Source organism: Pseudomonas sp. P1_A1, assembly GCF_056406935.1.
In genome coordinates, this window is sequence record NZ_JBFTZE010000006.1 from 78,726 (window position 1) to 92,819 (window position 14,094).

Consider the following 14,094-nt stretch of genomic DNA (forward strand, 5'->3'; position numbering starts at 1 on the left):
GGGAGTGTTGTAGTTGTTATTCGCTGCCAAGGTGCGTTGATGAGTGCTTGATGACGGCCAACTCTGGATAGGCCGCCAGTTTCTCGATATGCAGTTCAGTACTCTCCAACCAACGTTCAGTGAGCGAGCGGAAATGCTCCATATCCCGGCAACGCATCCGCAGACAGTAATCAAGCGCACCACTGATGAGTTGGCACTCAATGACCTACGGGCAAGCACCAACTACGGCTTCAAACGCCTTTTGCGCGGCGAGCCCCTTGCCATCAGCCAATCCAACCAGCACCAGCAGAGATAAACCAGGTGAAAGCTTGTGCTCATCGATGAAGGCACCGTAACCACGAATGACCCCTAGCCTTTCCAACTTACGTACACGTTGCTGGCAAGGGCTCTCACTCAAGTGCACAAGTGAGGCGAGTTTTTTATAAGTGATGCGCCCGTTGTGGCGCAGCACATCAATGATTGCCTCGTCGATACACCCCAAAGTTTCAAAAGTCCCCAGGGCTTTAATTCCAGTATTCATACGGAAGGTTTTTCACTTCAGTCCATTGGACAGAAATTGTTGCAGACGCTCGCTGCGCGGGTTATCCAGAATTTCTGGCCCGCCCTGCTCTTCGACAAGACCCTGATGAAGAAACAGCAGTTGGTTCGAGACTTTGCGGGCAAAACCCATTTCATGGGTCACCATGATCATGGTCCGACCTTCTTCTGCGAGCCCTTGGATGACTTTCAGCACTTCGCCCACCACCTCAGGATCCAGCGCCGATGTAGGCTCGTCGAACAGCATGACTTCAGGCTCCATCGCGAGTGCGCGAGCAATAGCTACCCGCTGCTGTTGACCACCAGAGAGAAACGCAGGAAATTGATCGGCAACACGGGCCGGCAGGCCCACCTTTTCCAAGTATCGCCGGGCACGATCTTCCGCGTCTTTTTTGCTGACACCCAGCACCCGCCGCGGAGCAATGGTGATGTTGTCCAACACGGTCATGTGGCCCCACAGATTGAAGTGCTGGAACACCATGGCCAGGCGGGTGCGCAATCGTTGCAGTTCACGGTCATCAGCCACGCACAGCCCCATATGGTTTTTAACCATGCAGATCGGTTTGCCATCCAGACTCATGGCAACGTCGTTGGGTGTTTCGAGAAAATTAATGCAGCGCAGGAAAGTACTCTTTCCAGAGCCACTGGCGCCGATCAGGCTGATCACGTCGCCTGTTTTGGCTTGCAGGGAAACGCCCTTGAGTACTTCATGGCTACCGTAACTTTTGTGTAGCCCGTCAACAGTCAATTTGTACATGTTTGCAATCATCCTCTAACGCGGATTGGAGCAGCAGTGTCAGATACTGAGTTCAGTGAGTAGGACCAAGAAAAGCCAGCCAGTAACGTTCGGCGATTCGAAACAGGCCGACCAGTGCAAAGGTCACCGCCAGGTAAATCAGTGCCGCAATCCCAAACGATTGAAAGGTCAAAAAAGTCGCGGAGTTCGCGTCGCGGGCGACTTTAAGAATGTCCGGCACAGTTGCGGTGAACGCCACCGTGGTCGAGTGCAGCATCAGGATGACTTCGTTGCTGTAATACGGCAGCGAGCGACGCAATGCTGAGGGCATGATCACAAAGGCGTAGAGCTTCCAACCTGAGAGGCCATACGCTTTCGCTGCCTCAACCTCACCATGGGCGATGTTGCGAATGGCGCCAGCAAATATCTCTGTGGTGTAGGCGCATGTATTCAGGGCGAAGGCCAGGATGGTGCAATTCATTGCATCGCGAAAAAACGCATCAAGCACCGGCTGCGCACGTATTGCAGCCAGGCTGTAGATCCCGGTGTAGCAGATCAGCAGCTGGATATAGAGCGGTGTCCCCCTGAACAGGTAGGTGTAAAACTGCACCGGCCAGCGCACATAAAACCGGGGTGACACTCGAGCGATGGACAGTGGAATCGACACGATAAAGCCGATGAAAAGTGAAGCACTGAGCAACCACAACGTCATGGCCAGACCGGTTATCTGCTGACCATCGCTGTAGACGAAAGACCTCCAATACTCCTGCAGAAGTTCGATCATCGCACCGCCTCCCGTGAACCCACTGCGTAGTGCCGTTCCAGGCAGCGCAGGACAAAATTGGAGATGCTGGTGATGACCAGATACGTCAAAGCAGCCAGCACCAGGAAAAAGAACAACTGGTAGGTACTTTTTCCCGCATCCTGGGCGGCCTTCACCAAGTCAGCCAGGCCTATGATTGACACCAGTGCAGTGGCTTTGAGAATCACCATCCAGTTGTTGCCAAGACCCGGCAAGGCGAATCGCATCATTTGCGGGAACATCACGAAGCGAAAACGCTGAATGCGACTTAACCCATAAGCCGTGGCCGCTTCGACCTGGCCGCGGGGCACTGCCAGCATGGCGCCGCGGAAGGTTTCGGTGAAATAAGCACCGTAGATGAATCCAAGGGTGATAATCCCCGCGACAAAGGGGTTGATCTCGATGTATTCCCAACCCAGAGCCACTGTAATGACGCTCAGCCAGGTTTGCAGGCTGTAGAAAATCAATAACATCAGCACCAGATCCGGCACCCCCCGAATCAGTGTGGTGTAGAGCTGCGCCAGCAAGCGCAGCAGCGTGAGGCTGGAAAGTTTGGCGCTTGCCCCAATCAGCCCCAGCAGTACGCTGAGCGCCAGGGAAGAAAGGGACAGCTTGACGGTCATCCAGGCGCCTTCGAGCAGCAAAGGGCCGAATCCTTTCAGGCTGAATGCAGAGAGCCCCAGCACGCCTAATAGTGTTTCGAACATGATCAGCAACCTATAGCGATAAGCGCCCGTCCAGGGGACGAGCGCCGGGTGGTTATTTGCCGCTGTAAAGATTCAGATCACCGAAATGCTGCTTCTGGATCGAATCGTAGGTGCCATCTTTGTGTAAGGCCTGGATCGTTTTATCTAGCAATGCCTTGAGCTCTACGTTGCCCTTAGCTATGCCGATGGCTGTTTTGGAGGGAAGATAAGGGCTCTCGACGGACGGGCTGATTTCGTAATCGGCACCCTGCGGCGAGTTGATAAAACCTAACTGAGCCTGCAATGAGTCCTGCAGGGATGCATCCAGCCGTCCCGCTACGAGGTCGTAATACACCTGATCCTGATTCTGATAGGACTGAATTTTTACGCCTGCTTTGTCCAGAACGGCTTTTGCGTAGGCTTCCTGGATACTGCCTTGAAAGTAACCGACCGTTTTACCCTTGAGTGACGCCACGTCTGCGCTGAGGCCCGATCCTTTTTTGAACACGTAGGACGTGAATCCGGAAAACAGCTCGTTTGAAAAATCGATGGCTTTTTCGCGCGTGGGCGTCACTGTCATGGACGAGAGAATGCCGTCGAACTTACCGGCTCTGAGGCCTGGGATCAAACCGTCAAAATCGCTCTCGACCCAGATGCATTTGACTTGAAGTTTGGCGCAAATCGAATTACCCAAATCAATATCAAATCCCTTGAGACTGCCATCAGCCGCTTTGGACTCAAACGGCGCGTAGTTAGCATCCACGCCAAATCGCAAGGTTGTGTACTCTTTGGCCGACACCACATTCGTGCACAGCGCAAACAGTATTATCAAATACAGCTTTTTTAGCGAAATCATAAGTACATCCCTAGATTTTGTAGTTGGATTTAAGGGCAGTAAACATCTGATAGCGGCAAAACGTTACTTTCATTGTTATTGGTTAAAACCATCGCTTCGCCTTAAACACTACCTGAGTGCCGCGACTTAACGAATATGGCAAATTGATCGTTATCACGAGCAAAATGCTCGTCGTTCAGGCGGACACCAACTTCATCATCAGCAAGCCGCTGACAATCAAGATGGCGGCCACAACGCGCAGCAGGCTGGCAGGTTCACCCAGGAAAAAAGTGCCCGCTGCGAATGCCCCCACAGCGCCAATACCGGTCCAGATAGTGTAAGCCGTGCCCAGCGGCAAGCTTTTCATAGAGAACGAGAGCAGCGCAAAACTGGCTATCACTGTTATAAGTGTAATAACCGTCGGTACGAACCGCGTAAAACCTTCCGACTGTTTCATCGAAAACGCCCAGACAACTTCAAGTATTCCTGCAATCACCAAACTTACCCAAGCCACGAGCTTCTCCTAAAACGCCAGCGAACGAACAGTTAGCCTTTAATAGGGCAAACCCTTTTAACTTTCTTAAAAAGACCCCCGCGAGCACGGGGGTAAAGACGGGGTTGACCAAACCCTGACTGCGTGACGCCTGTATTTAAATCACTCGAATGTTGCATCCAGAGCGAACGTAATATCCTTGATCAAGTCTTCTGGATCTTCCAGCCCAACAGAAAAACGCAAATGACCGTACTGACGGAACTCTTCGGGATACTTGTCAAAGCCACCCCGCCCCTCTGCCCCCACATGCACGATCAGCGATTCGTCATGCCCTAATGAAACGGCCGAAGTGATGATGCGCAAATTCGAAACAAACTGATTCTGCATATCTGGATCGCCCTTCACCGCGAAGGCCATCATTGCGCCGTATCCCTTGCCTGCAAATTGCCGGCGCGCCAGCTCGTGCTGGGGGTGGGAAGGCAAACCCGGGTAGTAGACGTAGGCGATACGATCGTCGGCATCAAGAAACTGTGCCAGTTTTTCAGCCGTGCTCAACAGTTGTTTCAGACGCAGCGGCAGCGTGACCGACCCGCGCATGATCATCCAGGCATTGAAAGGTGAAATGGTCGCGCCGAGGTCGACCAATGCATCATTTTTAATCTTGTAGATCAACTGGTGGGAGCCGATCACTACGCCACCCATCGCATCGCCATGACCATTGATGTACTTGGTCAACGAGTGAATGACGAAGTCGACACCGTGCTCACTCGCGCGGAAAAATGGAGGTGGAGTGAACGTTGCATCTACTGAGATCAGTGCGCCGTGCGCATGAGCAATTTCAGCCAACGCTGCAATATCTGCAACTTTGGTGGTCGGGTTGGCAATCGTTTCAGTATGAATCAGCTTGGTGTTAGGCCGAATGGCTTGACGGACCGATTCCAGATCACCGACGTCTACAAACGTCGCTTCGATCCCGTAACGTTCAGGCAGGAGTTCTGCGAAGAGTCGCCAAACGGCTTGGTAGGTGATGTCGCTGACGATGACGTGGTCGCCACTTTTCAAGAAAGAAAAAAACACCGAATGCAACGCGGCGACACCGGTCGCGAATACCACTGCATCTTTACAACCCTCGAGGGCTGCGAGTTTCTTCTCTAGACAAACCTGGTTGTGGCCTTGATTACGCGTATACACAAGGCCGTCTGGACTCGACCAGTCCATGGTTGCCGGATCTTCGGGCAAGAGATAGGAGTTAGCCATGACCAATGGCGTACGGACGGCACCACTGGTGACATCCGCGATATTCCCGCCATGAACTGCCAGCGTCGCTGCAGATAATGTTGATAGGTTGTGCTTATCGGGACGCATGTCGATTCCTCTGATTTTATTGTTGTGTCATTCGTTGAAAATTCGAACGATTTGTTTAGCTTCCACTTACACCGTTAATGCAAATAACCTTGGGTTGCGTCATATCTTCATAGGCGAAACGCACACCTTCACGGCCCATACTCCCGTACTTGAAACCACCGAAAGGCATTGCGTCGAATCGATAGTCTGAGGAGTCGTTGATCATGACGCCGCCCGCCTCAAGCCGCTTGGCTGCCTTCAGCGCAACATTCAAATTACTGGTGAAGATCCCGGCATGCAGGCTGTAGTCTGGTTCGTTGGCGAGCGTCAGAGCCTCATCCAGGGAACCCACGCTCTGGAGTATCACAACAGGGCTGAACACTTCTTCGCACCACAGCTTGCAGTGGCGGTCGACACTTTCCAGGACAGTGGGCGAATACAGCGATCCGTTGCGTACATTGCCAAACAGCAAGGTCGCGCCTTTCGCGATGGCGTCATTCACCACCTCCTCGGTACGCTTGGCTGACGCCTCAGTAATCATCGGGCCGACATCTGTCTGCTCATCCGCTGGATTACCCACGATCAACTGGCTGGTTTTTTCAATGAAGCGTGTTTTGAATGCTTCGTAGAGCGGGGCCTCAATTAGAATCCGCTGGGTACCAATACAATTTTGGCCAGCAGCCCAAAAAGCACCCGACACACACGAGTCGACTGTTTCATTCAAATCACAATCGGCCATCACGATGACTGGGGCATTTCCTCCCAGGTCCATCGCCAGTTTTTTGAGCCCGGCTGTACGCGAGATTTGTTCACCCGTGACGAAGCCGCCCGTGAACGAAACCATACGTACCGCCCGGTGCGCGACCAAGGCCTTGCCCAGCGCAGCGCCTCCTGTGGCGACTGTCACAACAACTGGAGGTAGGCCTGCATCGATAAGACAATCCACCAGCTTGATCGCTGATAGCGGTGTGAGCTCAGACGGTTTGAGTACAACCGCATTTCCACCTGCAATTGCTGGCCCAAGTTTATGTGCGACTAGATTGAGGGGATCGTTGTAGGGCGTGATCGCGACGATTACACCAAGGGGCTCACGAGTGAACCATCCCTGGCGAGATTCGGATCCGACATAAGCATCGAAAGGGATCACTTCACCGGCATTACGCTTGGCTTCCTCCGCCGACAACTTCAAGGTATTGACGCAGCGCAACACCTCCTTTCTCGCCTGTTTCAGCGTTTTGCCCGACTCAGCCACAATCAGTTTGGCAAAGGCGTCCTTATCACGCTCAACCGAAAACGCAGCTTTTTCCAATATGCGTGCACGTTCATGTCGCGGCAGATCCTTGGCAATCAAGGCACCCGAAATAGCCGTGTCGACTATCGTAGTGGCTGATGAAGCAGGTATGTCTGCCACCTCACCCACCTTGCTACCGTCAAACGGGCTAAGCACCGTAATGGCTTTATAATCAGCAGCGAGTGAGAGACTCAAGCTATTCATGATTACTTACCTGACTGGGTTTTGTGCTTGTGAATGCTCACAATATCGGTGAGCAAGGCGAAGGCAGTTTCAAAGCGACCGGCACCAGCGCCCACCACGGTTACAGGGCCGAGAATGGCGGTATTAAACGTAATGGCGTTGGTCGCGCCACTCACACCGCAGAGCGCGTCATTGGATAGCAATAACTGAGGACTAACAGAGGCCGAGATCGAGCCATCACTCCGTTTCTCTGCGCTGCCGATAAGCTTCCATCGGGCATTGGCTTTAGTCGCCTCAGCAATATCTTTGGCGGTAATTTCAGAAATACCCCTGCAAAGGACATCACTCGGCTTGAGCTTTGCCCCCAGCAGTTCATTCGCCAAAATGACGACCTTCAGACGTACATCATGGCCCTCCACATCCGCTGTTGGATCAGCTTCGGCATAACCCAACTCCTGGGCCTTTGCGACAGCCTCGGAGAAGTCCAGACCAGTTTCCATGCTGGAAAGGACAAAGTTGGACGTACCGTTGAGGATCCCTTTGAAACCGCTGATTTCCGAACCTGCCAGGGACTCTTTGGCCAAACGGATAACCGGCGTTCCGCTCATCACCGCGCCTTCGAATTCGAAGCGGGCGCCGGTGCTTTCTGCAAGCGCTTTCAAACTATCAGCATGCAGTGCCACCGGCCCTTTGTTGGTGGTCACAACGCTGGCGCCCTTCTCTAAAGCCCAGCGGCAGAACGTAGTGGCTGGCTCTCCATCCACGGGGTTTGTGAACGTTGCCTCAGCAACGATATCTGCACCCGAGAAGCGGATGACCGTTTCGTTAGCCGGCTCAGCACTGCCGCCTGGCAAGGTTCTGAAACCACCTTTGGCGGCAGGTACCGCGGCCAATTCATGTGCATCCAGACCTTCTTTGTTGATAATTGAGCCAAGATAAAGGTCGCTGACACCAACAATCTTCAGTTTGAAACCCAATTCATTCGCCCAGAGTGAGTTCTTATCGGCGATAAGCTGAGTGAGGGCGCGATTGACGCCACCGAAGCCAAGCAGAGCAATTTTATATTCAGTCACGACAAAGATCTCATTGTTATGTTTTGGTGCTGAAATAGTAATTCGTCAACGTGCTTTCACGAATATGGCAAACAGAACGTTATTGCGAGCAAAATGCTCGTGCAACGGCGCACTTTGCTTTGTCAACGCTACTTGGCGCAGGATAAAACGAAAGAGGTCACAGTATTTAGAACCCCTGGCAGCGCTGAGATTTCACTCCAGACCCTATGGATACGATCTGAACTCATAGCCTCGACCGTCAATACAATATCAAGATCGCCACTCATTACATTGCATGAAATGACTTCAGGCATTGCAACAACAGAACGGACAACTTCAGCATCGCGCATCCTGTCTTTACGATAAACGAAGATTAACGCGTTGATGGGCCCGGCATCCGTGGAGGGCATACCTTTAATGATCGTATAGCCCCTGACGTATCCATCGCGCTCCAATCTTTCAATCCGTAGCCTGACCGCATTCCGGGACAAGTTAACTTTCATTGCAATATCATTATGAGCAAGCCGCGCGTTACGCGTGAGCTCTTCCAATATCTTCTCATCAACTTTATCTAAAACACGTTTCATCTCTAACTCCAAACTTATAACGAGCGAGACTCCGTGTCTGTGGACAACGTCCGAATGAGCTGCTTAAATGCGCCAACATCGTTAGGAATTGAAACGCATCCATAATCGGGTCTAGGAGGAGCACCGATCCCTTTGATGACACCCAGCGCGTCTGATTCATCAGTCACTACGGCACTCTTCGATGGGTGTGTTGTCGCCAGACAGATCATCGGAATTAACAAGCTGCGCCTGCTGGCACGAGCAGCTCGCAGGCCAATTGCGGTGTTGGGACTGACCAGATAACCACTCTGCGCAAACACCTCATGAATGCTCCTGAAAGCATCCGAATCTTCCACGGACAGAGAGTCGAAAAGTTTACGCGCCTCCAACCATTCATCTTGCTCTAACTGAATCGAACCCTCGCCCTCTAATAACTCCATATTTCGGGCTACTTTTTCTCCGCGCCGGTTAAGAATGCTCCATTGCAAACGTTCAAAATTCGAGGCCAGTGAAACGTTCATACTAGGGGTATTGGTAATGCGAATTTCATTACGACTGTAGAGATTAGTTTGGAGAAAGTTATGCAACCCCGCATTGGCATTGGTGGCCACAATCAATTGCCGGATCGGCAACCCCATTTCCCTGGCAATGTAGCCCGCATACAGCGCACCAAAATTACCGGTAGGTACGCTGAAGGCAACTTCCCTGTTAGGCGCCCCTAGTTGAAGCGCTGAATAAAAATAGAAGGAAAGATGCGCAAGTACTCGAACCCAATTCACGGAATTGAACGATATCAGCTGCTGCGTTTCGTTATTGTGCTTGAAGAACTGTTCGCAGAGGCGATGGCAATCAGAGTAATCCCCTTCGACAGCAACATTAACTATGTTTTTTTCACCCGTACTCAATAAGCGGCGTCTATGCTCTTCCGTTATTCCGCTGGAGGGATGCAGCACAATTACGGTTACACCTTGCATACCAGAGAAAGCTTTTATAGCAGCAGCGCCTGTGTCTCCACCGGTGCAACCTACAACAAGCGCTTTCTTTCCAGATTTCAGTAAACCGTGCTCAACCAGGCGAGCCATCAATTGGAGACCAAAGTCCTGATAGACGCCTGCTGGCCCGTGAAACAATTCCAATATCCACTCATTACTCGCCGTTTGGTAAAGCGGTGCAACCGCTTTGCTTTTAAAGCAGTCAAACGTCTCCTCAAGAATCTGAGACAGTTGATCTTGAGGGATCCAGCTACCCATAAACGGCTCAATCACATGGCGTGCCAGTTCATGGAAAGGAAGCCATTCCAGCCTGGAGAGATCCTCCTTTTTGAAGCGAGGAACCTTGAGAGGGACGAACAACCCTCCATCTGGTGCATACGCGCCCATGAGCACGTCACTGAACTCGAATGTTTTGCCAGGGGTCCGCGTGCTGACGTATTTCATAATCTGAGACACCCTCCCGCAATCTTTGAGCCAGCCGCCTCTCTGGCGGTGCTCTGCTGAAATCCAATGCGACGATTTAAATCGCTTGTCATCCAGCTTCCTTCCATTGACTATAAAAGTCAATATAGTGACTATTCCATTTGTCCAATAGTCCTTTTTCAGCCATACGAAATGAGGCCTTTGGCGCCACCTCATCGAATAGCACAAGACATCTGTCAGTTTAGAAATCCGGGAGAAAACCATGTGTGCCAAGAACCTTCTGCATTCGCTTTACCAGTACAAGGCATGGTCTGAGGAGGAGCTATTCAAATGCTTGAAAGCCCCGGCGGCGAAATCCTATCCAGACGAAATGGCGAAAGCGATGTACTGGCTCAGCCACATCAACATTGTTGATCAGCTGTTCATCGCCAGACTGCAAGGAAACCCAGACGAATTTGACTCCGTCGTGACTGACCAACCGCCGAACCTGACTCAGCTAGAAGAACAATTTTCCATAGCGAATCAATGGTTTGTTGACTACACCAAATCAGTCACCGCAATGGGGTTGTCTGATCCAGTGGCGTTTATTTTCAAGGACGGGAAGCCAGGCAACATGACGAAGGAGCAAATTCTGGCGCATGTGCTTTCCCATGGTCTGCAACATCGAGGGGGTATTGGAACTATCTTGCCACGCGAGATCCTGCAGGATCACAAGGACCACTTCACAACGTTTTTGAAACGCTAGAAACCTGCTCGCCTGCCTCATGGAACATGGTAGGCAGGCGTCCTCCTTCTATGTAAGAAGCCAGGTTCAGTTCAGTTCGAGCTCGTCGATCACCGCGGCAATTTGCTTACGCCCTTCACCACTTATCGTTCGGAGCGGCAGGGGCACGCTTGGATGCTGGGTAAATCCACGAAGCTCTGCGGCAGTCGCCACGACACGAAAGCTACCTCCAAATTGCCTGAACAACGACCAGAGTGGCTTTAAGCATTCAGAAAGGCGTGTGGCTTCATGGGCATCACCAGACAATGCCGCTCGCGTAATCGCTAGCGCCGTCTTGGGGAACAGCCCTCCCATGACGGAGTACCAGGCGTCACAGCCAGCATTCATGCCGACAGCAGCAAAGACATCACCGCTCACCCCGATCGTAACGTGGTTCGGAACCAGCTCTCGAAGACGATCCACGCGTGCCTTGGCAAGATATGGTGCCTCGGGAACGCCAGGGATTTTGATTGAACTCACATTGGGTAGCTCGGCAATGCGTCCATGCAGCTCGTCAGTAAATTCGAAATGGGTAGTACCCGGATTGTCATAGACACATAGCGGGACTGAGATATTGGCCGTGACCGTTTCATACAATGAAAAGACATCTTCCGCAGATAGCTTCTGATAGGAAACAGGTGGCAGCAACAAGGCTCTGACACCCACCTTTTGTGCCTCCTCGGCCAGCAATAGCACGTCACGCGTGCGTAGCGATCCAATGCTGACCATGACAGGCACATTGCCCCCCGCCTCTACTGCCAACTGCGTAACTCGAGAGCGCTCAGCCCGAGAAAGATACGCATAGCTACCGGTRGATCCGAGTGCACCGATGGAGTCGACATTCGCTGCTGCCAGTTGCTCAACAAGACGAGTAAAGACATTTTCATCCACACCTTGCTCATTCATAGGCGTCAAAGGAAACGCACTAAGGCCGGTAAACATCATTCATGACTCCATGGTCTCGTCTATTGACTGATTGGCTCCAGGACCAATCAGTGAGCTCTCAATCTGAACGCCTGGCATCATCAGTTGCAGGCCTTCGATAAGCTTGTCACCTGCTTCCGTCAGCGCTTCGAGAGGCATCGCCGGCAAACTTTCCAGAATGAACCACATGTGTTTTGCATCAGCACTCAGCCGTGTTCTGACACCTTGCCGCCAATTCCAACGACGGCATGTCACGCCTTTATCGTCACGCCATACCACTTCGCCGGCGTCTGGATACTCGTAAGCTGCAGCACCTTCTTTCATGGTGTCAAAAGGCTCAGTGCCATCTGCGACCACGAGCTGCGGCGAGCCCACATAGGCGTCTATGTTTTCCCCGCCTACTGGGATCGCGTACTCGATACTGATGGCATTGTAGAGATCAACTATGGGATCCAGGCTCGGCAAGCTGCCGTCACGTAAAACCCGCTTGCGCAACGCTTCGGCTGAGCAAGGCGTACGTTGCGGCTTAGCCCCGAATTTTCGAAAGGTCTCTGCCCATGCTGCCAGATGGGCTTCTCCCCAGCCGGGTCCATCTGACAACACTGACAGGCAAGCGCGATCCAAGGCCGCTTGAGCAACGCCAGGGTTGGTGAGGGGCGCAGCCCGCACTACGATGCTCAGCGCCCTGAAGCCCGGTGCCAGCTCTGCAACTGTTTGGTCAATTAACGGCAGTACGGACAGCATCAAAAATCTCCAGTGATCCACATGTCGTTTCATGCTAGCCACTGGCGACCAAAAAAGTCAATATATCGACCTGACTGATCAGGCTTAACTACCGAGCAGATTGACGACACTAGCGGCAAGCGTCGAGAATCCCTTTCAACTTTTTCTCATGATCATCAACAATGACCATAAATACCGGTATATCGACCGCGCCTGGCGCTGATGCTCAGACTGTGAGCCTGGCAGTTGCGCGCACGCTCAAACAGGCACGAAAGAATCAGAAAATCACGTTAGATGAACTATCCCGTCGCTCAGGCGTGAGTAAAGGAATGGTCGTCGAAATTGAGAAATGTACGGCTAACCCGAGCATTGGCATCCTTTGCAAAATCGCCGCAGCGTTGGGGCTTTCTGTTGCAGACATCGTCAATGTGACGGACGCCCCTGCTGCCCACATTATCGACAGTCAGGAGATCCCTACTCTCTGGACCGGTGATCTGGGTGGGACAGCCCGGCTTCTTGCAGGAACGACAGGGCCCAACATGATTGAGTTGTGGCGCTGGGAAATGTTCCCAGGTGAATCCTTTTCGTCACAAGGACACCCTCAGGGCACACTTGAATTGTTCCATGTGGAGAAAGGGACACTGAAATGTATTGTCGGGGAAACCGAATTAGTCATCCCTGCTGGAAGCTCCGCAGTGGCAAAAACGGATGTTCCACACTCCTACGCCAATGCAGGTAGATCCCGGCTGGTCTTCACCATGTCTGTCACTGAAATACACCAGTAAGTGAGCTCTCAAGCTCGTCGGGGCTGGTGAGAATCCTATTGAGCAATGACGGGCCAGCAGGCCCGCCGTCAGTATGTCCTTGCCGATGACATACACCGGTACTGGCGCCTGAGCTGTTGAAACTGCATAACCGCTTCCAACAAATGACCGCCGACTACAACGCCCTCCCCGCCGGTCAAAAGTACGAGGGCATTCGGCCGCTGAAGAAGGAGACTCAACTCGCGCTCTGGATCAGCCGGGGTACGCTGTGCCGGATAGGCGAGTTGCTGCAGGCCGAATGGAAAAATGCCGATCTGGACCAGCAGACGTGGTTTCTCCCCAGTGAAAGTGTCAAAGGCACTCGCGGCAAGAAGCAGGACCACCATGTCTTCCTCTCACCCTTCGCCCTGCATTTCTTTCAGGAACTCAAGACCCTCACGGGAGACTCCAGGTGGTGCTTTCCGAACAAGCAGGATGATCAGCATGTTGATGTGAAAGTGGAGTAAGCAGGTAGGCGATCAGCAGGCTCGATTCAAAAACCGCAAGGCCCTCTCACGACGGCGTCACGACGATACCCTGGTCCTTGCTGACGGTCAGAGCGGCGACTGGACGCCTCATGACCTGCGCCGCACGGTCGCGACCATGATGCAGGCTTTGGGAGTCAGCTTGGATGTCATTGATCGCTGCCAAAACCATGTACTGGCTTGTTCTTGAGTGAGGCGCCACTACCTGCATCACGATTATGCCGAAGAGAAGAAACTCGCCTGGAACCTGTTGGGTGATCGACTCAGTGCCGTGTAGCCCTCCACCTACGAGCACCCGCCGACCGAGTCGATGATGACTTTTCCAACATCCGTCTCCACTGGGTCCCTGTCGCCTTGCCCCACCAATCTAACTTGCCCTGGGTAATACCTTTAAATCCTCAACACCACAGGCGTGGACTTCCACCCCTGCCTGCGCAGCCTATTTATCCGCAGGCG

Annotated in this window: 14 protein-coding genes and 2 pseudogenes; 3 read left to right on the forward strand and 13 right to left on the reverse strand. The window is 52.5% G+C overall.

Annotated elements, in window-relative coordinates:
* Positions 1 to 16: 16 nt before the first annotated feature.
* The 11 genes and pseudogenes from AC1D2Q_RS10860 to thrC form a co-directional block, all read right to left on the reverse strand.
* Positions 17 to 520: pseudogene (locus AC1D2Q_RS10860) on the reverse strand (Lrp/AsnC family transcriptional regulator).
* 12 nt (positions 521 to 532) lie between these two features.
* Complete coding sequence (locus AC1D2Q_RS10865; RefSeq protein ID WP_095129286.1) at positions 533 to 1,294, reverse strand: ABC transporter ATP-binding protein; 762 nt, start codon at positions 1,292 to 1,294, stop codon at positions 533 to 535.
* A 52-nt stretch (positions 1,295 to 1,346) separates the two neighbouring features.
* Positions 1,347 to 2,057, reverse strand: coding sequence for an ABC transporter permease (locus AC1D2Q_RS10870; protein WP_477813195.1), 711 nt, complete (start codon positions 2,055 to 2,057; stop codon positions 1,347 to 1,349).
* Positions 2,054 to 2,782, reverse strand: a complete 729-nt coding sequence (locus AC1D2Q_RS10875; RefSeq protein ID WP_477813196.1) for an ABC transporter permease — start codon at positions 2,780 to 2,782, stop codon at positions 2,054 to 2,056. Before AC1D2Q_RS10875 ends, AC1D2Q_RS10870 begins: the two co-directional genes overlap by 4 nt.
* A gap of 52 nt (positions 2,783 to 2,834) precedes the next feature.
* The gene (locus AC1D2Q_RS10880; RefSeq protein ID WP_477813197.1) at positions 2,835 to 3,617 is read right to left on the reverse strand and encodes a transporter substrate-binding domain-containing protein; all 783 of its coding nucleotides are present in this window, start codon (positions 3,615 to 3,617) and stop codon (positions 2,835 to 2,837) included.
* 175 nt (positions 3,618 to 3,792) lie between these two features.
* Positions 3,793 to 4,110: a DMT family transporter gene (locus AC1D2Q_RS10885; protein WP_095129283.1), complete on the reverse strand. Its 318-nt coding sequence runs from the start codon at positions 4,108 to 4,110 to the stop codon at positions 3,793 to 3,795.
* A 141-nt stretch (positions 4,111 to 4,251) separates the two neighbouring features.
* Positions 4,252 to 5,454, reverse strand: a complete 1,203-nt coding sequence (locus AC1D2Q_RS10890; RefSeq protein ID WP_477813198.1) for a trans-sulfuration enzyme family protein — start codon at positions 5,452 to 5,454, stop codon at positions 4,252 to 4,254.
* Positions 5,455 to 5,509: 55 nt separating this feature from the next.
* The gene (locus tag AC1D2Q_RS10895; protein ID WP_477813199.1) at positions 5,510 to 6,928 is read right to left on the reverse strand and encodes an aldehyde dehydrogenase family protein; all 1,419 of its coding nucleotides are present in this window, start codon (positions 6,926 to 6,928) and stop codon (positions 5,510 to 5,512) included.
* Positions 6,929 to 6,930: 2 nt separating this feature from the next.
* Positions 6,931 to 7,980, reverse strand: a complete 1,050-nt coding sequence (locus AC1D2Q_RS10900) for a homoserine dehydrogenase (RefSeq protein WP_095129280.1) — start codon at positions 7,978 to 7,980, stop codon at positions 6,931 to 6,933.
* 128 nt (positions 7,981 to 8,108) lie between these two features.
* Positions 8,109 to 8,546 (reverse strand): Lrp/AsnC family transcriptional regulator, encoded by a 438-nt coding sequence (locus tag AC1D2Q_RS10905; protein ID WP_477813200.1) that lies wholly within the window; start codon positions 8,544 to 8,546, stop codon positions 8,109 to 8,111.
* A gap of 14 nt (positions 8,547 to 8,560) precedes the next feature.
* On the reverse strand, positions 8,561 to 9,961 hold the full coding sequence (thrC, locus tag AC1D2Q_RS10910; RefSeq protein ID WP_095129380.1) for a threonine synthase: 1,401 nt from the start codon (positions 9,959 to 9,961) through the stop codon (positions 8,561 to 8,563).
* 241 nt (positions 9,962 to 10,202) lie between these two features.
* On the opposite strand from thrC, the gene AC1D2Q_RS10915 reads away from it, so the two are divergent.
* The gene (locus tag AC1D2Q_RS10915; RefSeq protein WP_477813201.1) at positions 10,203 to 10,685 is read left to right on the forward strand and encodes a DinB family protein; all 483 of its coding nucleotides are present in this window, start codon (positions 10,203 to 10,205) and stop codon (positions 10,683 to 10,685) included.
* Between the two features lie 66 nt (positions 10,686 to 10,751).
* On the opposite strand, the gene AC1D2Q_RS10920 is transcribed toward AC1D2Q_RS10915, so the two are convergent.
* Positions 10,752 to 11,648, reverse strand: coding sequence for a dihydrodipicolinate synthase family protein (locus AC1D2Q_RS10920; protein ID WP_477813202.1), 897 nt, complete (start codon positions 11,646 to 11,648; stop codon positions 10,752 to 10,754).
* Positions 11,649 to 12,371 carry a B3/B4 domain-containing protein gene (locus AC1D2Q_RS10925; protein WP_095129277.1) on the reverse strand — a complete coding sequence of 241 codons (723 nt, stop codon included), beginning with the start codon at positions 12,369 to 12,371 and terminating at the stop codon, positions 11,649 to 11,651.
* Positions 12,372 to 12,532: 161 nt separating this feature from the next.
* On the opposite strand from AC1D2Q_RS10925, the gene AC1D2Q_RS10930 reads away from it, so the two are divergent.
* Complete coding sequence (locus AC1D2Q_RS10930; protein WP_477813203.1) at positions 12,533 to 13,135, forward strand: helix-turn-helix domain-containing protein; 603 nt, start codon at positions 12,533 to 12,535, stop codon at positions 13,133 to 13,135.
* 98 nt (positions 13,136 to 13,233) lie between these two features.
* Positions 13,234 to 14,023, forward strand: a pseudogene (locus AC1D2Q_RS10935) (site-specific integrase); the annotation flags it as partial.
* Between the last annotated feature and the right edge of the window lie 71 nt (positions 14,024 to 14,094).

Bases quoted from the DNA above. Each gene is read 5' to 3' on its own strand.
- AC1D2Q_RS10925 (WP_095129277.1), bottom strand. From the start codon at position 12,371: ATGCTGTCCGTACTGCCGTTAATTGACCAAACAGTTGCAGAGCTGGCA.
- AC1D2Q_RS10890 (WP_477813198.1), bottom strand. From the start codon at position 5,454: ATGCGTCCCGATAAGCACAACCTATCAACATTATCTGCAGCGACGCTG.
- AC1D2Q_RS10895 (WP_477813199.1), bottom strand. From the start codon at position 6,928: ATGAATAGCTTGAGTCTCTCACTCGCTGCTGATTATAAAGCCATTACG.
- AC1D2Q_RS10905 (WP_477813200.1), bottom strand. From the start codon at position 8,546: ATGAAACGTGTTTTAGATAAAGTTGATGAGAAGATATTGGAAGAGCTC.
- AC1D2Q_RS10915 (WP_477813201.1), top strand. From the start codon at position 10,203: ATGTGTGCCAAGAACCTTCTGCATTCGCTTTACCAGTACAAGGCATGG.
- AC1D2Q_RS10875 (WP_477813196.1), bottom strand. From the start codon at position 2,782: ATGTTCGAAACACTATTAGGCGTGCTGGGGCTCTCTGCATTCAGCCTG.
- AC1D2Q_RS10930 (WP_477813203.1), top strand. From the start codon at position 12,533: ATGACCATAAATACCGGTATATCGACCGCGCCTGGCGCTGATGCTCAG.
- AC1D2Q_RS10870 (WP_477813195.1), bottom strand. From the start codon at position 2,057: ATGATCGAACTTCTGCAGGAGTATTGGAGGTCTTTCGTCTACAGCGAT.
- AC1D2Q_RS10880 (WP_477813197.1), bottom strand. From the start codon at position 3,617: ATGATTTCGCTAAAAAAGCTGTATTTGATAATACTGTTTGCGCTGTGC.
- AC1D2Q_RS10865 (WP_095129286.1), bottom strand. From the start codon at position 1,294: ATGTACAAATTGACTGTTGACGGGCTACACAAAAGTTACGGTAGCCAT.
- thrC (WP_095129380.1), bottom strand. From the start codon at position 9,961: ATGAAATACGTCAGCACGCGGACCCCTGGCAAAACATTCGAGTTCAGT.